This window comes from Streptomyces sp. NBC_00019 (assembly GCF_045041015.1).
In the GTDB taxonomy this organism is placed as follows: domain Bacteria; phylum Actinomycetota; class Actinomycetes; order Streptomycetales; family Streptomycetaceae; genus Streptomyces.
In genome coordinates, this window is the sequence record NZ_CP108303.1 from 180,153 (window position 1) to 203,048 (window position 22,896).

3 protein-coding genes are annotated in these 22,896 nt (G+C 70.6%); all 3 read right to left on the reverse strand.

Translation table 11 applies throughout. The annotated features are described in order from the left end of the window. Positions 1–33 precede the first annotated feature (33 nt). The 3 genes from OHU89_RS53525 to OHU89_RS53535 are packed head-to-tail and all read right to left on the reverse strand — an operon-like array spanning position 34 to position 22,880. On the reverse strand, positions 34–1,104 hold the full coding sequence (locus OHU89_RS53525; protein ID WP_331737555.1) for an RICIN domain-containing protein: 1,071 nt from the start codon (positions 1,102–1,104) through the stop codon (positions 34–36). Between the two features lie 54 nt (positions 1,105–1,158). Continuing rightward, the gene (locus OHU89_RS53530) at positions 1,159–3,846 is read right to left on the reverse strand and encodes a right-handed parallel beta-helix repeat-containing protein (protein ID WP_331737556.1); all 2,688 of its coding nucleotides are present in this window, start codon (positions 3,844–3,846) and stop codon (positions 1,159–1,161) included. Continuing rightward, the gene (locus OHU89_RS53535) at positions 3,843–22,880 is read right to left on the reverse strand and encodes a hypothetical protein (protein ID WP_331737557.1); all 19,038 of its coding nucleotides are present in this window, start codon (positions 22,878–22,880) and stop codon (positions 3,843–3,845) included. The genes OHU89_RS53530 and OHU89_RS53535 overlap by 4 nt, the downstream gene beginning before the upstream one ends. Positions 22,881–22,896 lie beyond the last annotated feature (16 nt).

A 22,896-nucleotide genomic window follows, 5' to 3' on the forward strand; every position in this document is an offset into this window, starting at 1 on the left:
GCTTCGGCGGGCGGACGCGTGCGGTGCGGTGCGTCAGGCCTTGCGCCACTTCTGGTTCGCGGTACCGGCACAGCTCCACAGCTGGAGAACGGTTCCGGCCGCGGTGTTCTTGTCCTTGGCGTCGACGCACAGATCAGGGTCGGCGTTGACCACGATGTCGTAGGAGCTCTTGAGGACGAGCCGCTGGTTCGCGGCGCGCGAGGAGGAGCACTTCGCCAGCCGTACCAGGGCGCCGTCGTCCAGGCCGGAGACGTCCAGGCACATCGTGCCGGCGAAGTCGCGGACGGTGCCGTCGGAGGGGAACGTCCAGCCCTGCGACGGGTCACTGCTGTTGCAGTCGGCGAGCACCGTCTGCGTGCCGGCCGCCTTGGAACCGCCCTGCGTGGCCAGGCAGCGGCTGGAAGCGAAGTTGAACAGGAGCTTGCCGGTGAAGCCGGACCCGGCGGCCGGCTTGGGCGTCTGCGGGGTCGACTGCCCGCCGCTGTTCGTCGTACCGCCGCCGGTGCCGCCGCCCTGCGCGGTGCCGCCGGCTCCGCTCCCGTAGACCGGCGGCGGCGCCGCTTCCACGGGCGGCCCGGGGACGACGTCCTGTGCCGACGATCCGTCCTTCTCGCCCGGGGAGTGGTGGCCCTTGGCTTTGCCGGAAGGGCGCTGGGAAGGGGTCGCGGAGCCCGCGGAAGGGTGGTGCGCCGACGGGGTGGACGGCTCGTCGGTGGTCCGGACCGTGGCCGCGGCCTGTGCGGTGTCGTTCCCGCCGAGCCGCGCGATTCCGGCGACCGTGCCGGCGCCCACGACCGCGAGGCCGGTCACCCCGGCCAGGGCGATCGCCACCCGGCGGCCGGGCTTGAGCAGACGGGCGCCGGAGAAGTAGTGGCGACGGGCGAAGCCGGCCGCGAAGGACAGACCACCCGGCGCGGAGGGCTTGGCGGAGAGGCGGATCAGCGGCGTCTCGTCCTCGGTTCGGTCCTCGCCGTCCGGCGAGGGCTCGTTCCCGGTCCGCGCCGCGCTGCCGTCGTCACCGGACGGCGGCAGCGGCTCCTCGTCGGCCGCGGGCGATGGCGGCCTCGTGGGGTCGGGCCCGTCGAAGGGGGAGGGTGTCGTCATATAACTCTCTCCGGATACCAGAAGTCGTGGACGGACAGGGGCGGTGCCGACGTGTCAGGGCCACTCGGGGAGGTCCTGCGGGCGCAGAGTGATCAGGTCCGTCTCGCCGGGAGCCGTCAACTCCGCCACCCGGTACGCCTGGCGTTCGGTCATGGCCTGGAAGGTCTGGCGGGCGGTACGGCCGTTGCCGAACCGCTCGCCGCGGGGCGTCGCCTCGAAGTACGCGCCGAGCGCCTCGCGGGCGGAGTCCGTCAGCCCGTACTGGTGGCGTTCGGCGTGATGCTCGACGATGCTCACCAGCTCCGGGGTGTCGTAGTCCTCGAAGAGCAGGGTGCGGCTGAAACGGGAGGCCAGGCCCGGGTTGGAGTCGATGAAGTGCTCCATCTCCTCGGGGTAGCCGGCGACGATGACCACCACCGAGTCCCGGTGGTCCTCCATCAGCTTCACCAGGGTGGCGATGGCCTCGTGCCCGAAGTCGTTGGAGCCGGCGGCGGGGGTCAGCGAGTACGCCTCGTCGATGAACAGCACCCCGCCCATCGCCTCCTCGAAGACCCGCTGGGTCTTCGGCCCGGTGTGGCCGACGTACTCGCCGACCAGGGAGGACCGGTCCGCCTCGACGAGGTGTCCGCGGGAGAGGAGGCCGACCGCCGCGAGGATGCGGCCATAGAGCCGGGCCACCGTCGTCTTGCCGGTGCCGGGGTTGCCGGCGAAGACCAGGTGCCGGCTGAGCGGAGGAGCCGCCAGCCCGGCCTCCTCGCGGCGCCGGACCATCTGCATGAGCTTCACCAGCGACGCCACATCGTGCTTGACCCGCTCCAGGCCGACGAGCACGTCCAGTTCGGCGAGCAGGTCCTCCAGGCTCTCCTCGGGCACCTCCTCCACGCCGTCGCCGGATCCGCCGTCCTGCTTCGCTGTGGTGGCCACTGGCGGCTGCGGGCCCGCGACCGCGGTCTGCGCGCCGGCGAAGGGCGCGGACGCGGACGTGCCGGAGGCGGGCCACACCGGCTTCTTGACGTCCCGTGAGGCACAGCCGTCCACCTCGGGTTCGGCGCCCTCGTCCAGGCTGAGGTCCTCGTCGGTGTCCGTCACCAGCAGGTTGCGCAACACCGGCCGGGCCTCGCCGGCGACATGGACGGCCGGATACGTGGTGGCCGACAGCACGCAGTCCTCGTATCGTCCCCTGCCGCCCTCGCCGATGAACAGGCCGTTCTTCCCGGTGTCCTTGACGGTGACGCGCACCGCCGTCGGGTCGCCGTCGCGGGCCACCACGAGCCCGGAGCCCGCGGTGCCGGACACCACACAGTCGCGCAGCGTCGGTGCCGCCTTCTCGTCGACGACGACACCGGCGGTGCCTGCTCCGCCGATCCGGCAGTCGGTGAACTCCGGGGTGGTGGCGGGGCCGCAGGTGAGTCCGGCACGCTCGACGTCGACGACGCGGGCGTCCTGGACCCTGACCTCGCCCTGCGAGTGGGCGGTGATGCCGTTGCGGCCGCGGCGTACCCGCAGGCCGTCCACGGTGACCGCCGCGTATCCGTCCAGATGCAGGCCCGACAGCCCGCAGCCGGTCACCCGGCAGTCCTCCAGGGTCAGTCGGGCGCGCTCGGTGACCCCGATGCCGTGCTCCGGGGTGTCCTCCACCCGCAGGGCGGTCAGCCGGGCACTGGCCTCGCCGGCCACATGGACGGCGCTGAAGGCCGATTCCCGCACGGTTCCGCCGGTGACCTGTACCTCGGCCCGCTCGCCGACCAGAATGCCGTTGCCCTGAGCGCCCCGCACGGTGGTGTCGGCGACGACCGCCCGGGCGGACCCGCGCACGACCACTCCGGAGGCACGGGAGTCGTTGATCCGGCAGTCGACCAGCTCCAGCCGCGCGCTGCCGTCGGCCGAGACGCCCGCCGCGCCGCTGTCCCGGACGGCACACATCGACACCAGGACGTCCCCGGTACCGGCGGCGAGAATCCCGGCGGCGCCGGCGCCCGTCACCTCGCCACCGCTGATGCGCACACCGCCTCTGCCGTCGTCCTCGGCGCGGGGCGAGGAACCCAGCACCCGTACCGCCTCGGCCGCCGCGTCCTTGAGCCGGCACTCGGCCAGGACCACGGCCGCCCGCTCCTCCACGAGCAGCCCGTTACGGCCCGGCCCGTCGACCGCGCAGCGCTGGAGCACGGCCGTGGCCTCGCCCCGGACCCGGACACCGGAGCCGCTGACCGAGCGCACCGTGGAATCCGTCAGGTGCGCGGTCGCGGCACCGGACACGACGACGCCGGTGCCCTCTACGTCCGTGACGAGGGTGTGGGTCAGCCACACCGTTCCGGTGGTGTCGGCGTGCACCCCGGCCAGGGCGGCCTCCCGGACCACGCTGCGGGTGAGGCGCAGCGAGGACGACCGGACGACCTCGACCCGGCCGCCCGCGATGTCGCAGTCCTGGAGTTCGGCGGTGCCCGCGGTGACCAGCACCAGGGGCCGGGACGGGTCCGCGCTCAGCACGGTGAGGCCGTTCAGGGAAGCGGACGCGAACAGTTCCAGCGCCGGCAGTCCCGGGGTGACCGCCGTCAGCCGTACCGTGCCGGGGCCCTCCTCGGCGACGAGCGTCACCTCGCGGATGATCAGCAACCGCTCCGCGTACTCGCCGGGGGCGATGCGGATCTCGTCCTGGTGGTCCGCCGCGCGCACCGCGTCGCCGATGGTGCGGAACGCGCCGCGGCGCGCGTTCGGCCGTACGTGATGGATGGCGGGACTCATCCTGCGGTCCCCTCGGTCGGTGTGGAGTGGACGCCGGGCTCGACGAACCCGGGATGGGGCAGATAAGGGCCGACCGGGCGGCCTCCTTGCAGACGCTGCGCGCCACGGATGTACCGGCTGTCCACCCCGCCCGGGTAGAGCACCTCCGCGCGTCCGGGGTGCGGAACGGCCAGATCGAGTGTCTCGTCGACGTCGACTCCGCCGGGGGCGGAGACGTCGTACCGCCAGCCGTACCGGTCCAGCAGCTCGGTGGCCCCGGCAGCGGCCCGCTCGCGCAGCCAGCCGATCTTCCGGGTGGCTGTGAGCCAGCCGCTGCCGGGCCCGTCCGGCTCGCTCACATGGGCCGCTACGTGGACCAGCTCGTTGCCCGCGGGACGCAGACCGCCGGCGAACACGGCGGCCGGGCGCTCGGGTCCGGCGGGGCCGAAGACGTAGAGCTCGTCGTCGTCGGCGCGCCAGTGCAGACCGGTGCTCCAGGGCGCGGCGTCGAGCGCCGCTACGACGGGGGCGGCCGCCTCGGTGGCGATCCGCGCAGGTGTCTGAGTGGCGCTGTTCGGTGTCGCCGACGTCGGCAGCGTCAGGGGCGTGACGGCCACCGGCCGGGTCTCACCGGGCAGCAGCCAGTGCCAGGTTCCGAGATCCCCGTCCACGGCAGGGGGGACGAAGACGCCCCTCAGCCCGAGCGCGGCGTTCTCGATCGCGTACGCGGATGTGTGAGGTGTGTCCCCGTCGCGGCCCCACATGGTCCAGCGCCCGGTGTGGACGAGCGGGTCCGGGAACCGCTGCCGGACGGCCTCGAATGCCGCGACCGGTGCCGGGTGTACCGGACCGGACGGCTCGGGTGTCCTGACCAGCACGGCCCTCTCCTCGACAGTGACATGTGTTCCGTCCGCGACCATACCCCGGGCAGGTGTCGACCCTGTCGGTGAGGTGTGCGCTGCGAACACGTCGACCGGTTCGGTCGCCACGGTGTGTGCTGACACAAGTGTGCCATCCCGTCCGGGCTCATGTATCTCCACGGTGAACCCGAGGCCCCGGTCATGGGCGAACCGCTCGAGCCGGAGCTTCTGCTCGTGCGCCGGCGTACCGCCTTCCCGTACGAGGACGACCCGCTCCACGTCCGTCCAGCTCACCCCGCCATGGAGCTGGGCCTCGAAGAACCCGACGAGTCGGTGCTCCAGTTCCCCTGTGTCCCGCAACAGCCGGAACTCATCGTCGTAGCGGAAGTCGGTCGCCTCGGCGAAGGCGAGCCGGACCAGACGGTCGGGGCCGTGGTTCAGCAGCGGCAGCATGTTGCCCGAGCCGGTGATGCCGCGGGCGCCCTGACGTCCGGGGCTGAAGCTGTCCCCGGGTGTGAACGTGGCCCGCCGTATCAGGTCGTGTTTGAGGTGGAAGACCGCGTTTCCGTACAGAGTCAGGCCGCGCGGCCGGTACCGCGAGGTGAGCGCGGCGTAGTTCGGCAGGTCCGCGCGGTCCGCGGGGGTCGGTGCGAAGGACTCCTCCCCTGCGTCCTGACCGGGCCGGGGGCGGTAGACACCGGAGGCATGGGTGGTCCGTTTGACGCTCGCGGGGTATCCCATCGTCTCCTCGGCGGCACCGCGCCGCTCGAAGTACCGCGTGTAGCCGGGGACGACCTCCCACACGTTGCGCAGCAGCCGCTCGTCCCCGGTCATCGTGTCCAGCAGCGTTCCGTCACCCACCCGTGTGCCGAGGTCCATGTTGACCGTCAGCGAGAGGTCCTCCAGCAGATGCCGCCGCACTCGCTGGACGAACCGGTCGATGTTCTGCTCGTCGAACGGATAGGACCGGGCCCAACGCCATGCCTTCCTGCCCTGCAGCAGGTTGTCGGTCAGCATGTCCCAGTCGGACGACAGGGTGCGCAGAGCCCGCCGTTCGGCCAGTACGACCGCCACGAGCTGCGCGGGCTCCAGCTTCTGCAGCACCGTCCGCTCCTCGAGGGCGCGGAACAGCCGGACGTCCTCTTGGAAGGACCTCACCTGCCGCTGAAGCACGTTCCTCAGCTGAGGCGTGTCCTCGGCGGCGGCCAGGGCCTTGGTCAGCAGTTCCTGTTCCGCGGCGATGTCCCCCTCGTAGGCCTCCTTGCCGGTGGCCTGGTCCGCGGGCCGGCCGTGGGCGGACGCCGGGTCGCTCAGCCAGTGCGCCACCCTCAGGTCCGGGCCGCTGGGGACCAACGCGTAGCCCTCTGCGTCCTCGGTGTCGAAGACGACGTGGCTCGCCGACGGAATGCGGTCCACGGAGACCACGAAGCCTTCGGGGGCTGACGGCAGGGCACTCGCGGAGGCGCCGCCCCTGCCGCTTTTCGGCGACCGCGACCAGTGCGGCGCACCGCCGCCGAGTCCGGGTCCGGATCCCTCGCGACTGCGGGCGAACGGAAGCGGCCTCCCGCCCGTCACCTCGGACCAGTGGGCCTCGGCCAGGGTCTCGGCCGCTCTGGCCCGCTCGAGCCGTTCCTCGGCGAGGGCGCGCCGGATGCCATGGCCGTCGTCGGCGCCTCCCACACCGGTGGTGTGCCGCTCGGTCATCTCGCGCAAGGCCCGCTCGGCCTCCGCCCGCAGACGCCGGGCGTCGGTGAGCGCCGCACCCGCGTCGATCGCCTCGTGTTCGTCCACCGGCGTTTCGGCACGCTGCTTGCCCTTGTCGATCGGACCGGCGCCGGTGTGGACGTCGGTGTGCGCGGACGGGTCCGCACGGACGGACGGGTCCTCATGGACGGACGTGTCCTCATGGACGGACGTGTCCGCGTTCCCGGTGCCGATGGTGGTCGGCACGTGGTCCGCGTGGCCGGGAGTCCCCGGCCGGGTGAAGACATGGCCCTGCTCGACCAGGACGTGTTCGGTGATCTGCGACGACGGCACCGAGACGCCGATCGGGACGACGCCCGCGACCTCGGTGTCCGTACTGCCGTGGTGGAAGGTGAACGTGAACTTGACGTGGCCGTCGTAGTGTTCGAGCGGCGTCGGGATCTTGGCGTTGGTGAAGGTACGGCCGCCCGTGACCTGATCGCCGCGGGTCCGTCGCCGGAAACCGCCGCCGAAGGTCAGCGCCGCCCCCAGCTTGTTCTCCAGGGCGCTGGTGATCGCACCGACCTGCCCCAGCAGGAAGAACTGCCGCGAATGCAGGCCGCGTCGGCTGAACACGTAGAACTTCTCGCCGGCCAGGGCCACCTCGGCCCCGGGCTCGGGACGGGCGTGCGTCAGGTCGACCATCTCCGCCTTGGCCGACACCCACGCCTCACGGCCGTTCACCCGGAACAACTCGCACCTCAGCTCGCCCCCGCGGGTCAACTGCGGGAGCGCGGCCATCAGACGGTCCTTGGTGAACTCGCCCATGACCAGTTCGCTCCGCCGCCTGCCGGCACGGGTGACGTCCGACCAGGCGCCGCCGAACACCTGGCCGCCCTCGTTGTCGAGCAGACCGCGCAGGGACTGGACGTCGGGCAGGTCGCGCACGAGCTGTCCGTCGGACATGCCATCGGTCAACAACGACTCCGGCGGCCTGGGCACCTCGGCCTTCGGTGGTTCCCCGCCCGGCCGCCTCGGGGGCTGCGGTCGTGCGACGCCCGGCTCGGGAGCTGCGAAGCGTGCCTGGTCGGGGCCGGAGACCTTGACGGCGTCGGCGCTCTGCAGCAGGGCCTGGAAGCCGATCTCGGCCTCGCCGACGCTGCGCACCCGCACGCCGAAGGCCCTCTTGGTCATCGGCGAGAAGCCGAGCGGCCCGTGGCCGGTCCGCTTGTCCCCGACCGCCGTCCGGATGCGCACACTCTGGTCCGACAGCGCCTTCTCGAAGTCCGCCTTCGCCTGGTCGAGCCGCGTCTGCAGGTCATCGACCGCGCTCTGCGGACGGCCGGCCCCCGGGGCGTCGTCGAGCTGCTTCTCGAGGTCGACGACCTTTTGGCGCAGTTCCTTGAAGCGGATCTGCTCGTCGACGGCTTCCTTCGGTACGTGGGTGTCGACGCCCCGCCCCAAGGGCCGCCAGCGGTCGCGGAACTCGAAGTGCAGTCGGGCCACACCGTCGAAGACGCTGCCGGGAGCCTTGGTCTTGGTCCCGGTGGCGGAGCGGATGCCGGAGGAGAAGTCGGCGAGGTGCTCGGACTGGGTGGTGTGAGCCAGGGTGCCGCCGCCGAAGACCTCGGCCGGCGAGGCGCCGATCGGATCGGAGGTGCCGACGACGGTCACGTTGGTTCCGTCGGAGGTGATCTGCGGCCCGTTCGGACCGGTCTCCGTACGTGCGCCGCCCGCGATGTCCAAGGTGGCCGAATTGAACTCGGTCGCCTTGGTGTTGGCGGTGTGGGTCATCTCCTTCACGCTGGCGCGGATGGCCAGCTCACGGCCGTTCACCCGGACCACCCAGGGCTGTCCGGACATCATCGGCCTGAGTCGGCGCTGGAACTCCGACGCGGGCAGCCGTTCCATGAGCTTCGCCCGTGCCACCCGCCAGTTGCCGGCGGAGCCGAACACCCTCGGTCCCGTCGCGTCCAACTGGCGCAACACGTCCTCCACCAGGGTGGCGGCGGGCCCGTCCGCGCCCGGTCCGCGGTTCCCTCGCGCCGGGTGGGTGTCGAGCACGACGTCCTCGGCGCCGAGGCGCAGCGAGTCGGCGATGCGGGCGGGAACCCGGTAGTACTGGTCGGGCCGGTGGGCCGCGCCGGTCGCGGGGTCGGCGGGCAGGTCACGGACCGGGAAGGCGAACTGCCCGTCGTTGGTGACGGTGAACGTCCGCTCGCCGCCGCGGCCCGGCAGCGTGTGGGACACCTTCACCTGAACTGTGTAGGTCACCTCGCCCTTGAACAGGGCCGCCGGTTCGACGGTCTTGTTTTTGGCGACGACACCGCCGCGGACGTCGACGCCGTGGCCGTCGACGGACTCCTTGTGGTGCACGTGGCCGAGGGTGAACGAGACGTGCGGGGCCTTGAACCCGGCACGCTCCCACAGGGTGCGCCGTAGGTGTGCGTCCTTCTGTACGGCCGCGGAGGTGGCGGACTCCGTGCCCTGTTCGAACTCGAAGTCCTTCTCGACCCGCAGGTACTCGGTCATCCTGGCGTCGGCCGCGGTGATGCGGATGTCTGCGGTCACCGGACCAGCGCGGAAGGTACCGCCCCAGGTGTCGCCCGAGGTGAGTCCGGCGGTCCTGGGCTGCAGCGCGATCGAGTCGAAGAACTGGCCCACCTCGCCCTCGACCTGGTCCCAGCGTTCCCCGAACGTGCCGGAGAGCTGCTGCCTCAGCTCCTTGACGACGCTGTCGCCGGGCAGTTCGACCACGACGTCGCCGTTGCCGATCCGTCCGGCGTCGGACACCCGGAGCGGGGGCTGGACGGTGAGGTCGGTCCGGGCGGCGGGCGCGGCGGGCGCGGGCGCGACGGAGGCCGGACGGTGGAAGACCTGTGTGCCCGCGCCTTCCTGTGTGACCTCGTACCGCTGAGTGTGGCTCTTCGGGATGGCCACGACGAAGCGCACGTCGGTCCCGCCGCCGTGCGCCGCCGTCTCCCCGACACGTCCGACGTGGGCGTCGACCCCGGCCGTGGCGATGTACACCGCCATCGGCTCGGGGAATTTGGCACCGGCCACGCTGCTGTGGCCGCCGGACACCCCGCTGCCGGTGCGGTACCGGTGCGCGATACCGCCACCGGGGGCGTGCACGGCGAGGGTGAAGCCGCTGCCGAGTTCCGGTTGTACGCCGCCCTGCGCCAACTGGCCGTGGCTGAAGGCCGAGCCCAGCCGGCCGCCCCGTTCGTCCGCGACGTCGCTGAGCAGGTTGAGCTCGGCGGCGTCCAGGGTCCGCACGTACTCCAGCGACTCCAGCCGCCCGGTCAGACTGAACTGTGCGTTGGAGCGCAGCGGCATGGGCAGCGGGGTGCTGCGGGCGGTGGTGCCCCGGGTGATCTGGGGCAGCGTCGCCGCGAGTTGCTCACGGGTGGCTATGTCGTGCGCGGCCGGGCGTACACCGGCCCAGTCGGCACCGAAGTAGTCGCGGCCGACGCCGTCCACGAGATCGGCCAGCCGGGGCGACTGCGGGGCGCCCAGGGCGCGTTCCTCGCCGGAGAGGACGTCGAGGACGACAGTGTGGGACGGCATCCCGTCCCACACCCCGGCCGAGGGCCGCCAGGCGTGGTCGCCCTCCTGGAGGGCGGGGGCCGCCATCCGGCGCGGGCCCTGGGGCCGGGTGGCGGCGGAGAAGGCGCCCGGCTCGGCGACCGGGCGGGCGTCCGCGCCGTCCACCAGGACCTGGAAGCCGAGTCGGGCCCGTCCGCCGGGCGGGTTGTCCGTCGCCGGGCGCGCGCTGTCGGCGCCCGTGGCGGACGTGGCACCGTGACCCGATGCCGATGCCGATGCCGATGCCGATGCCGATGCCGGTATCGGCATCGGGGCGCCGAGGGGGTCGGCGCGGTGGACGAAGGAGAGCGTGGCCACGCCGTCGAAGACGGCGCCGGGCACCTTCATCTTGACCGCGGTACCGGTCCGGACCGACTCCTGGACGGTCAGGGCGCCCTCGCGGTCGAACTCGCCGTGCCCGACTCCGGTGACCGTGGTCGGCCCGGCGTGCAGGTCGGCGCTCTGTACCTGCATCGTCGCCCGCACCCCGTGCTCGGAGCTCCGCGTGTGGGTGTAGACCCGGGTGACGTCCGAGCCGGTGTTGAACTCGGTCTTGTCGGTGTTGCGCAGGTGCTTCATCGCCGTCACCTCGGCGGTGACCAGCAGGCTGCCCGCGTCCGGACCGAGGTCGATCTCCAGCGCCTCGCCCGCCGTCATTCCCTTGAGCCGGTACTGCAGGGAGTCCAGGGAGCCGATGCGGTCGAGGACCAGCTCCCGGACCTCGTGCCAGCGGTCGCCGAAGGCCCGTGTGCCGTACGACTCCAGCGAGTGGGGGTCCTCGGACCTGCCGAGCAGGGCCTTGTGCAGGGTGCCGGAAACCCGTTCCCCGTCGGCGTCGACGAGGAACAGATCGCGGACGGTGTCCATGCCGCCCAGCGCGAGGGTCTGCTCGATACGCGCCGGCGGCAGGTAGTGCCGCATCGCGGACGGCGGGCTGACGTCCCCCTCGGCGGCGGCCACGGGCACCTTCGCCGACACCTCGACCCGGCCGGCGCGCGCCCCGTCGGCGGTGTCCGGGGTGAGGTGCCTGCCGAAGGTGCCGCCGACCGCGGAGAAGTCGAACTCCAGCCGGACCTCGACGTCGAGCCTCAGCGCCGGCTCCGGGGTCTTGGTACGGCTGAACAGGCGCCCGCTGGAGGTCATGCGGTGCGATTCGGAACGGAACCAGTTCGAGGACAGGTGTCCCGTCAGCTCGGTCTGTGCGGCGGCCTTGCCCTTCACGAGCGCACCGGCGGTGACGACCGACCGTGTCTCGCGCTGGAAGCCGTCGCGGACGAGGGATTCACTGCCGTCCTCGAACTCCAGGCTCTTGAAGGCGCCGGCCGTCTCCGCCTTCGTCACCTCGGCCCGGACCGTGATGTCGCCGCTGAAGCCGGCCACGTCCATGGTGAGGGTGCGGGTCTCACCGCGGGTCATGGCCGACAGCGACGGCCAGACCTCCCGGCTGAGCTGTGCCTGCAGGTCGGCGCGGAGCGTGTCGCGCTGGGCCGGGGTGAGCACGCCGTCGAAGCGCGCAACGAGGTCCCGGGTGACGGCGGTGGCGGCCTCCTGGGACGGCAGCACACGGTCGGCCCCGCCGATCTGGCCACCGACGGTCATACGGGCGGGAGGCGGCAACGGCGACCCGGGGGCCGGGACCGGCTGCGGAGAGGGAGGGGTCTCCGCAACCTTCCCACCGGTCCCGGACGGTTGCGGGCGGGTGGCCGAAAGTGGTTCCGGCACGTCGAGGCGGGACGGCACGAGGTGCGAGTCGAGGACCTTCGTGTGCTGTGACTTCTTGGCCTCCTTGGCCTCTTGCGTCTCCGGCGAGGTTTTGCCCTTCGGCGCCATGCCGCGCTTCTTCTCGCCGCTGTCGGTGCCGTGGAGTGTGTCGTCGAGGCGGTGGCCCTGGGCGTCGACGTGCGTGACGCCACCGGAGTGGTGGTCGGTGACGCGCACCGTGTGATCGGACTCGGACAGGGTGGCCGAGAAGCGGTCGGCGTCCGCGTCACCGACGACACGGACATCCTCGGGGCGGCCTCGTCCGTCGAGGTCGATGTGCAGCTTCAGACCGTCCGGCAGGCCGTGACCTCCGGTGAGCGGGATCTCGTCGGCGATGCGGACACCACTGCCGTTGTAGGTGGTCGCGACACCGGAACGGGTGTCGTGGACGCGGTAATTGCCGCCCTCCAGGGCGGTGACTGTCCGATCCGGCACGGGCTGCCCGGACAGGCCGAACACCTGATGACTGATCGTGCCGTCGGCTTCCCTGGCGGCACGGATGCTGAGGCCGTTGTCACTGGCGACACCCGAATCGCTCAGCCTGACCATGTCCGTCGAGACGGGAACCGACTCGGGCAGGTCCTCCAGCGGCCCCGCACCCACAGTCGCCCCTCGCCCGACGACGGCGTCCTGATCGAGACGCCCCAACAGCCCCTCGATCTCCTTCGGCTCCACACCGAGCGCCTGGACCTTGTGGAAGGCGCTGTCGAAGTCCGCCTGCGCCGACTCGACCCGCCTTCTGAACTCGACATCGAGCGCGCTCACGCCCTGCGACGTACTGGCAGCGCCGGGTTCGCGACCCACCTTCCGTGCGTCGCCGAGGACTTGCCGCGCCTGGGTCAACTCGGCCCACGCCTCCCGGAGCGGCGCGCCCGCAGGACCGAGCACCCTCTCGACCTCGGCGTACTGCCCCGCCCAGGGCACGTCGAGACCGGAACGGCCGACCGTCGAACCGGTGTTCGCCGACAGCGCGTTGATCTCCCCCTCGACCTGAGCGAGCAGCCGCTCGACGCCGGGGGCGCGCCTGGGATTGGGCGCGTTGTCCAGGTATTGGCGGGCCTCCTGGGCAAGTTGGCGCAGAATCCCGGTCCGCTCGGCGATCTGGGACTCCGCGGTGGCCTGATAGTCCCGCAACAGCTCGTCGAAGACATGGATACGAGACCGGGACCGGATCCCGGTCGGGTTCACGGTGTGCTTCTTGAACCCGACCGGGTCCAGCATGTCGCGTCCACCCGCACCGGCCGCCTCGGCTCCGCGCACGGGGGGTACGGCGAGATCGTCCCGGGACGGCGACCGGGGTGGCTCGGGGGTCTTCGCAGCCTCGGGCTCGGGGGCCTTCGAATCCGCAGAGTCAAAGACCGTCGCGGGCTTCGGCTCGGGAGCCGCGGAGACGTGAGGTTCAAGAGCCTGGGAGACCTGGGACCCGACAGCCTTGGGCTCGGCGGCCTGGCTCCCTGAAGGCTTGGGTGGCGGTGTGTGGGCGTCGGGAGTGGTGGAGGCGTGAGCCTCTTGCGGCGCGCCGCCGTCTGGAGGCGACGTGTCAGCGTCGCGGGTCGCGGGTGAGCCGGTGTGACCCGGTGTGGGTGCAGTGCCGTGGGTGCTCGGTTCCGGGCGGGCTCCGGGCGGCAGGAGGAGATGGCCGCCCTGTTCGGTCAGGAGCAGCCCTGCGTTCACCCGTCGGACGAGGCCCTTGCCCTCCAGTTCCTTGGACACCTTGTCGTAGGCCCGCTTGCTGAGGCCGAAGGTCTTCCCCGCCTCGGTCGGTGCGCTGAGGTCGCCGTGCTCGACCAGGCCCCGGGCCACCGACACCTGCTCGTGCGTGGTCTTGTCCCCGAAGACCGAGGAGAGCGCGGTGTGCAGACGTGTGCCCTCGGCATCGGGCAGCGTGCCTCCGAGACTCTGGACGGCGGGCGTCTTGGACCCGGATGCCTTGGGTCCGGCGGTTTTCGGCCCGGCTGTCTTGGGGGCGGCAGTCTTGGGGCCGGAACCCTTCGCAGCGGGTCCTTGGTCCGGGCTCTGCCAGTTCGTCAGCTTGGTATCGATCTGCTTGAAGAGCTCCTGCCGCTCTTCGAGCAGCTTGGTCGCCAGCTCCTGCCGTTCGCCCGTCGAGCCCTCCTGGAACTTCTTCGTCAGGTCGACCGACTGCTGAGCGTGCGCCTTCGCGTCCTTCAGGTGGTCCTTGGCCTTGCCGTCATGGCCGGTCGCCTTGCTGTTGTCGGCCTGGCGCAGCGCGTCCGACGCCAGGTCGTGCTGCTTGCCGGCGGCGCGCGCCACGGGGTCGATGGTGCCGTCGGGGAAGTAGCGCCCGTCACCGTGCTGGTTGACGACGCGCAGGGGTTGCGGCATCCCGTGCTGGATCGCCGCGTTCATCGGGGTGATGGGCAGCCCGGAGCCGAACTTGGCCTCGGGCCGGAAGAGCTGGGAGACGACCTTGCCCAGCCCGTCCATGTCGAGTCCGAGGACATGGGCCGGGAAGGCGCCGCCGATGCTGTCCACCTCACGGATGACCGACAGTGCGAGAGCCTCCACCACGTCCTTCCCGTGGAAGACCTCCCGCTCGAAGGTGACGGTACGGGTGGCGCCGCTGTTCTGGGGATAGGTGTGGGTCCACTGGGCCCGCTTGCCGATGTCCGTGAAGCCCTCGTCGTACTGCCCGGTCCGGAAGACCTTCGTCCCGGGTCCCTGGGTCGGCGCCATCTTTTCGTTCAGGGACAGTTCCCGCATCGTCTGCCGGTCCAGCGGATGAAGCTGGTCGTGGAGCGACACCCAGCCGCCGTGCTCTTCGAGCACCTTGGCGTCGAAGACGAGGGTGGTCGGTCCGTAGCGACTGGCCATGGCCCCGTCTCCGACCTCCATGCGGAAGAAGACGAAGTCGTCGTTGCCGAGATTGGTGGTGTTGTTGACCGAGCTCTTGCCGGAGGCGAGGTGTTTCACGTTCCGGCGGGCCAGGTCGCCCTGGGACGACATCACACCGCTGTTGGCGATGGCGTGGTAGGCCGGTGTGGCGTGTTTGACGCGGTACGGCAGCTCCAGCAGCTGCTGCTTCAAGGCGCGGAAGGCGTCCTGCCGTTCGGGCGGCATGTTCTCGATGAGGGTGTCGATCTCCTGGCGCAGATTCCCGATGTTCTGCTGCGACAGGTTCTGGACGAACGCCTCCTTCTGCGCGGTCTCCTCGCGCAGGCTCTTCAGTTCGGCTTGCGAGAGATCGTGTGCGGGCGTCGGCTGCCGGGACATCAGCTTGTCGATGTCGCCGAGGACCGCCTTCCACTGGCCCTCGCTGCCGGGCAGCACCGCCTGCCACTGCGTTCCCGTCGGGACGTCGGCGTACGCCTTGCCCGTGCGGAACTCGCGGAGCCAGTGCGTGGCCCCGTTGCGCAGGCCTTCGGCCGCCTTGTACGTGTTGAAGGGTTCCGTGAGCCGTACCGCCGTGTCCGGACCGGCCTTCTTGATGGCGTCGTCCGCGAGCCCGACGAGGTGACCGGCCGCGAGGGCCAGAGGTCCGTGGGTGTTGCGCAGGGCGTAGACACCGCCGTGCGGCGCGGCGTCCGTGATGAACCCGTCGAGCATCCCGTCGAGTGTGCCGACGGACACACGCAGCTGGTCGACATGGACCTGGACCTCCGCCGGCGTCGCCTTGCCGTTGCCCGCCAGTTCTCCTTCCAGCTTCGCGGCCTGGACACGTATCTGCTTCGCCTGGTCCTCGATGTCCTTGCCGGTCCACAGGACCTGGTCCGGGCGCGGGTCGGGGCCGTCGAGCCCGCCGCGTGCCCTGATGTCGAGTGCGCGGGCGTGCTGTTGCAGACGAACGGCGTGCTCGACGTCGGCCGCGCCGGCGAACGTGTCGACGAGGCGGCTCAGTTCCTGCTGGGAATGCGTGCCCGCGGTGATGAGGTCGTCCACGGCGCCGTCCAGCGCACGCCAGGCCTGCGACACCTTCGCCTCGGCCGCGTCCAGCTCGACCTGCTTCGCGTCGAACTTGGCTTGCTGTGCCAGGTAGTTCTTCTTCTCCGAATCGGCTTCCTTCTGCACTTTCTGGTACTGCCTGGTCTGCTGCTTGGTCGGCTCGGCGAGCTGGTCGTACTCAGCCTTGAGGGTCTCGAACTTCTCCTTGGCGGTCTGCGACTTGGCCAGCGCACTGTCCCGCGCGACGGTGGCGTCCTCCAGGCGCACCTTTGCCGACGGCACCTGGCCCGTCGCCTTGATGTGCTCGGTCAGCAGGTTGTCCAAGACATGCGGCTCGCCCGCGGGGTGCGGGGCCGGCTGATGCCCGCCGGCGACCGCGCGCGGACGCTCCTTCAGGCTCTGGCCATAGAGGGCCGACAGGTCCCGGTCGACCCGGCCGGGATCAAGACCGAGTCTCACCAGGTCCTGCTTCGCCGCGTCGAGATCGGCCTGCGCGGCGGACAGGTCCTGCTGAACCTTCACGTCGTGCGCGCTCGGCCCGCTCGACCCACCGGCATGCGGCTGCTCGCCCCTCATCTGGTCCTGGATCCGGCCCACGTCGTAGCGCGCCTGCGTGAGCTTGCCCCACGCCGCCACCCGCTCGTCGTACAACGGATGCTGCGGACCACCGAACAACGCGTCGACCCGCTTGGCGTCCTCATCCCAAAGACGCGCGATCTCACCCGCCGTCAGCCGTTCCGTCCTCGACGGCTCGACACCGCGAACCGCGTGCGCCAGGGAGTCCATCTCGAAGCCGACCTGGACCGCCAGCAGTTCCACCCCGGGAACCCGCTGCGGATCCGGCTCACCCGCCAGATACCGCTGGGCCTTCGACTCCAGTTCCCGCAGCACCTTCACGCGCTGCGCGAAGTCCGGTTCCGGAACGGCCTGGTACTCGTGCAGCAGCTCGTCAAGGTACCGGATGTCCGACCAGGGCCGAACACCCATCAGCGTCGACGTCTGCTGCTTGAAGACGGCGGGGTCCAACATGTCGGGCCGACGCTCGCCCTTCACGCCCGCCGACTGCTCGACCCGGCCGGGTCCGGCATCCGACGCCGCGGCCTTGGAACCCGTCGCGGTCACGTCGGGCGCGGCATGCACCTCAGCCATGTGCTGCGGCTCAGGGATGTGATGCGCCCCAGGCACGCCATGGGTTTCCGTCACCACTGGGCGCTCCGGCAGCACATGCCCAGCGGAGACATCGGCCTTCTGAACCACGGACGCGGACGCCTTGGGCCCGGAGACCCCGGACATCGAGACCTCAGCTCCGGAGCCCTTCGGCTCCGAAACCCCGGACGTCGAAGCCTCGGCTCCCGAGACCTTCGGCTCCGCAACCACCGACCCGGAGCGCGCCGGCTCGGGCAACTTCGTGTCGGCGGCCGGACGGCTCTCACCCGTCCCCGGCGCCGCCTTCACCTGCGCGTCCACCGCCTTCACCTGCGCGTCGCCGGACATCGGCGGCACACCGGCATGCCCAGCCGGCGCCTTGGGCTTTCCGGAGACCTTCGCGCCGGAAGCCTGCGGCGGCCTGGGTGCCTTAACGGCACCGCCCTTGGGATTCCCGCCCTTCGGCTTGGCGGCCTCCCCCTTCGCGGACTTGTCGCCGTGGACTTCCTCGACCTGCGACTTCCAGTTGTCCTGAAGGTCCTCGATCTTCCCGAGGAGTTCCTTCCGTTGCCCGAGGAGTCTTTCGATCAGGTCCTTGCGTTCCGGGGTCTCGAGCTTCCACTTCTCCGTCAGCTCGATGGACTGCTCAATGGAAGCCTTCGCTTCCTTCACATACGTGTCGATTTTCACGGTGTTGTTGTCCTGCACACCGTGCTCGGCCGACCGGAACGCGTCCTCCGCCGCATCGGAGTGCTTTCCGGCCCACCGCCCGATCGGGTCCATCGTCCCATCGGGGAAGTAACGGCCATCGCCGTCCGGATCGTGAACATGCAAGGGCTCCGGGCCGACACCCAGAAGGTTCCGCTCTCCCTGCGCAAGCCCGTCCACGGCCTTCGGCGTGATCGGAAGACCCGAACCGAACTTCGCCTCGGGACGGAACAGTTTCGACACCAACCGGCCGAGATCATCCGCCGACATCTTCAGCGCGAGCTCGGTGTATTCGGAGCCCATGAGAATGACCTCGCGCACCACCGACAGCGCGAGAGCGTCCGTCACGTGCTCGCCGTGGAACACCTCCTTCTCGAAGCTGACCGTCCGCGTCAGATCGCCGTTCTGCGGATACTTGTACGTCCACTGCGCATGCTCGCCGACCTTCTGGAAACCGGGGTCGTACTGCGCGCTGCGGAAAACCTTGGACGTCGGGTCGGCTCCCGGCGCTGCCGTCTGCTTCACCTCGAGCTTCTGCATCGCCGGACGGTCCAACGGGTGCAGCTGGTCGTGCAGGGAGACCCAGCCCCCGTGCTCCTTCAGGACCTTCGCGTCGAAGACCAGCGTGGTCGGCCCGTAACGGGTCGCCATCGGCGCATCGCCGACATCCATCCGGAAGAACACGAAATCGTCGTTGCCGAGATTCGACGTGTTCTTCGCCGAACTCTTCCCGGACGCCAGGAACTTCACATCCCGACGTGCCAGGTCGCCCTGCGAGGACATCAGACCGCTGTTCGCGATCGCGTGATAGGCGGGCGTCGCGTGCTTGATCCGATAGTCCAGACCCTTCAGGTCCTTCAGCAGCCTGCGGAAATCCTGTTCCCGACCGGGATGCTGCTTGAGCAGGTCCCCGACATCGGACTCCAGCTTCTCCAGGTTCCTCTGGGAAAGATCGCGTACGAACTTCTTCTGCTGCTCGGGCTCCAGCTTGTCCAGGCTGCCGAACAGCTTCTTCCAGTCCTCTTCCTGGCCCGGCAGCACGGTCTTCCACTGCGTCCCGTTCGGGACGTCCTCGTACGCCTTGTCCGAACGGAACTTCCGCACCACCTGCCCCAGTTCATGGAAGTCGGCGACGGCCTTCTCCGTGTTGAAGACACCCTCGACACGCACCACGTCACCCGGCGACGCGTTCTCGAGCGCATGGTTCACCCGCTGCGCGAGCTTGCCCGCCGTGAAGGACAGCGGCCCGTGCTCCGCGCGCAGCCCGTACACGCCGCCCACCGAAGCCGCGTCCTTGATGAACCCCTTCTCCAGCATCGACCCGAGGCTGTCCGCCGACTCTCCCAGCCCCCGCGCGGCATTCTTGAGCTCCGAGGTCACCTTCACCTCGACGAAGTCCATGTGACCCGACTTCGTCACCGGCCCGAGCAGCCCCTCCAAGTTCTTGGCCTGCGCCAGCACCTGCTCGGCGTGGAGCTTCACGTCCTGGCCCGTCAGCGCGATCTGGTCCCAGCGGACCGGACCACCCCGCTCCAGCTCGGCCCGCATGGGACGGCTGAGCTCCTCCGCATGTGTGCGCAACACACCCGCGAGGTCGAGATATCCGTCGCCGGTGAACTTCTCGACATATCGGTGCACATCCCGCTGTGTGAAGTCACGAGCGGCCACATGGAGATCCACGCCGGCGGCCAGGTCGTCCGCGGCCTTCTGCAGGGCGCTCTGAGCCTTCTTCAGCTCGGTCAGAGCAGCGTCGAGGCCCGGCTTGACCTTGGCCACATCGGCCTGGGCCTTCTCGACGTCCTTCTCCGCCTTCCGCAGCGCACGCTCATTGGTGCCCTCCGGCAGCTGAGCGAGTTTCTCCCGCTGGAGCTTGAGCTTGGCGGCCTTCGCGTCGTACGACTCCTGAGCCTGGCCCGCCTTCGACTCGGCCTTCGGCATGGCCTTCACGGCCGCCTGGTGCTCCGTCATCAGGTCGTCCAGCTTCGGCATCGCCCCCGCCGCATGCGACGACATCGATCCCTGCACACCGGCACCGTCCAGACGCGGCCGCTCCTTCAGGCCCTGGCTGTGCAGATCCCAGAGCTGCCGGTCCATGTGCGCGCCGTCGACGCCCAGTTCGCCCAGCTGACGCTCCAGGTCGTCGAGGTTCGCCTTGGCCGCGGACAGCTCCTGCTGGAGTTTCAGCTCGTGTGCGCTCGGCCCGCTCGATCCGCCGGCGTGCGGCTGATCGCCCCGCGTCTGCCCCTCGAGCCGGCCCACGTCGTAACGCGCCTGTGTGAACTCCCGCCACAACTCCCGGCGGTCACCGCTCAGCGGATCGTGCGGGCCGCCGAACAGCGCGTCGACGCGTTCCCCGTCCAGCCTCCAGAACCGTTCGATCTCCCCCGGCGAGAACGGCAGGGACTTCCCGACGGCGGCGGGAACAGCGCCGGCGCCGGTCTTCGTGCCGGAGCCCGTCCCGTCCGCTCCGGCCTTGCCGGCCGCCTCCGTCCCGTGCCCGGACGGGGTGTCGGACACACGGCTCGGACGCGGTCCGGGTATGCCCAGTGCGTCGAGGTGACCGTTGATCGTTTCGGCGTCCATACCGAGCCGGGACATCTTGCCCTTGGCGATGTCCAGGGCGGCCTCGGCTCCCTGTACGTCGAGCTTGGCGGCGGCCTGGTCGACGGTCTCGGAGGGCTGGTCGACCTTCCCGCCCGCCAGGTCGAGTTCCCGCTTGGCGCCGGCGAGTTTGACGCTCGCCAGCTCGTAGTCGTCCCAGGTGGCCAGCCGCTCCTGGCCGGTCTTGCCGGTGACGCCGCCGGTCACCGCCTCGAACTTGCTCATCGGCGCCGGCTTGCCATCGGCTGCGTGCGGGCGCGGCTTCGGAGCCGGGGTGGGGGTCGGACGCAGGGCGACGTGCTCGCCGATCACGACCGCGCCCGAGCCGTCGTCCAGCGCGCGGTCGGCACCGGTCAGGTGTGCCTCGGGTCCGGTCGCGACATGGGGCGTGGCGGCCGCGCCGGCGGTGTCGCCGGTACCTTCACGCTGACCGAGCAGGTCGAGGTCCTCGCGGGCCGACACCCCGAGGTGGTCGCCCTGTGCGGTGACCGAGGGGGGCGCGGGTTCCTCGGCCAGCCGCTCCGGGGAATCCAGCCCCTTGGTGCCGCCGGAGAGGCCGTCGAGATCGCGTACGGCCGTCATGGCGCCGCCGCCGACGGACTGCCCGGTCGCGCTGCCGGTCCTGATACCACCGCTGGACGCGGTGCCCACCGAACCGGCCTTGACGTCGGCGGTGACCGAAGCGGTGCCCGCGGAACCCGCCTTAACGTCGGCGGTGGGCGACGAGACCACCGCACCCGTCTTGACGTCAGGGGCGACCGAAGCCGAACCCGCCTTGACGTCGGCCGTGACCGAAGTCGTGGGCGCCGCACCGGTCTTGACGTCAGGGGTGACGTGGCCCGCCGCCGCGGGAGGAGGCGTCTGAAGGCCGTGGGCGGCTCCGTGGGCCGCCATGATGTCGGCCGTGCCGATGGCCTCGTGCGCCTCGGGGGCGACGACGACCTGCTTGCCCTCGCCGTTGGTGAGGCCCGAGCCGCGGTAGTCGACGTGCAGCGTGGTCGGCGCGCCGTTCTGGGCGCCGACCTGCATGCTGATGCCGTCTTGCGTCATGCGGATGTGGGAGATGTCGCCGTCCACGATGCTGCGCAGCTCGGGGATGCCCAGCGCGTGGAAGTCCTCGACGTGGCCGGTCGCGACGCGCACCGAGGACAGGGCGTCGCTGAACGACGTGTGCAGGCCGGAGCCGGAGGCCGTCAAGTCGCCCCGCAGGGTGTGCAGGCCGTTGGAGCCGAGGTCGGAGAAGCTGTGCGCGCCGGCGAGGTTCGTCCCGCCCAGGTGGGTGGGCAGCGGCTCCAGCAGTCCGCCGGCGGTGCGCTGGAAGCCGGTGGAGAGGTCGAAGGCGGCCAGGTGGTCGACGGCGTCCAGACCGCCGGCGTTCGCCATCACGTTGCCGACGGAGCCGGGTTGGGCACCCCCGTCCAGCGAATGCAGGGACGTGAGGCCGCTGTTCATGCCGCCGATGTCGGTTCCGAGGGTGATGCCGTGCAGGCCGCCCAGCTGGGAATCGATTCCGGTGTTCAGACCCTGGAACCCGCCTGGGCCGAAGCCCTGCAGGCCGCCATGACCGAGGCCGTCGAAGGAGGCACCGGTCGGCAGCCCACTGAGTCCGCCATGTCCCCCGGTCAGAGCGCCGACGTGCAGGGCACCGCCGAGGGCCGCCTGTGACAGGTGGGCGGTGGGGGTCAGCAGCCGGGTGCCGAAGCCCATCCTGAAGGCGCCCTTGAGGCCGACACCGAGTTCGAAGAAGTCCACCGGCAGCACGGCGCCGAGCAGGAAGCGTCCGCCGAAGCTGATGGGATAGACGGCCACCTTGCCGAACGTGGTGCTGATGCCGGCGGTGGCGACCTGGAAGTCGGTGCGGAAGGTCTGGGCCAGCATCTTCAGGCCGGCGGCGGTGATCTTGACACCCTTCATGGCCAGGTCGGCCAGGCCGTTCAGCCCACGCAGGACCAGCCCGGGCAGCGCCGTCACCCCGCTGTAGATGCCCCTGAAGGTGATGCCGCTGGTGAGGATGTGGCCCAGGCTGCCGCCCAGATTGGTCATACCCGCGGAGAGCGACTTGGGCAGGTTCTTCAGCGCGTTGAACACACCCTTGGCCAGCGCGCCGACGTTGAGGCCCTTGGTGGAGGGGAAGAGGATGCCGACGAAGGCGAGCACGACGTCCAGGACGCCCGCCTTGCCCTCGACGAACTCGACGAGTGTGCCGATGAAGATGACCATGCCGAGGCCGAAGGCGAGCAGGCCGAGCCAGCCGCCGAAGATCGCGCCCAGGATGGCCAGGATGATCTCCAGGACGCCTATGGCATTGAGGAACAGCTGCCAGCCGCTGAGCGGCTGACGGATCAGGTGCTCGGCTTCCGTGAGCCTGTGCTGGTACGTCCTGACGGCGTCGTTGTATTCGTCCTGTGCGGCATGTGCCTGGGCCTTGAGGCCGGCCAGCTGCGGGTCGTCCTTCGTCAGCCCCTGAGCGGCGTTCAGCGCGTGTTCCGTCTTCGCCTGGGCCTCCTCGACCGCGGCCTTGTAGACCGAGGTCGCGTCCGCCGCGAGACCGAAGGACTGGCCGATGGCGTCGATGAACTGCTTGAGGTGCCCGTCGATCTTCTCGCGCAGGGCCTCCGAGGCCTTGCCGATGAAGCCGTTGCCCGTGCCCGACTTGTCGAGGATGCGGTTCAGGCCGCTGGTGATCTCGTTGCCCAGTTCCTCGGTGTCGTGCAGAGCTGACTGGAAGCTCGCCATGATGGTCGGATCGCCAGGTGTGGGGTCGCCGTGCATCCCCAGCGCGCTCCAGTCCTCCGGCCGTGGCATGCGCACTCTCCGTACA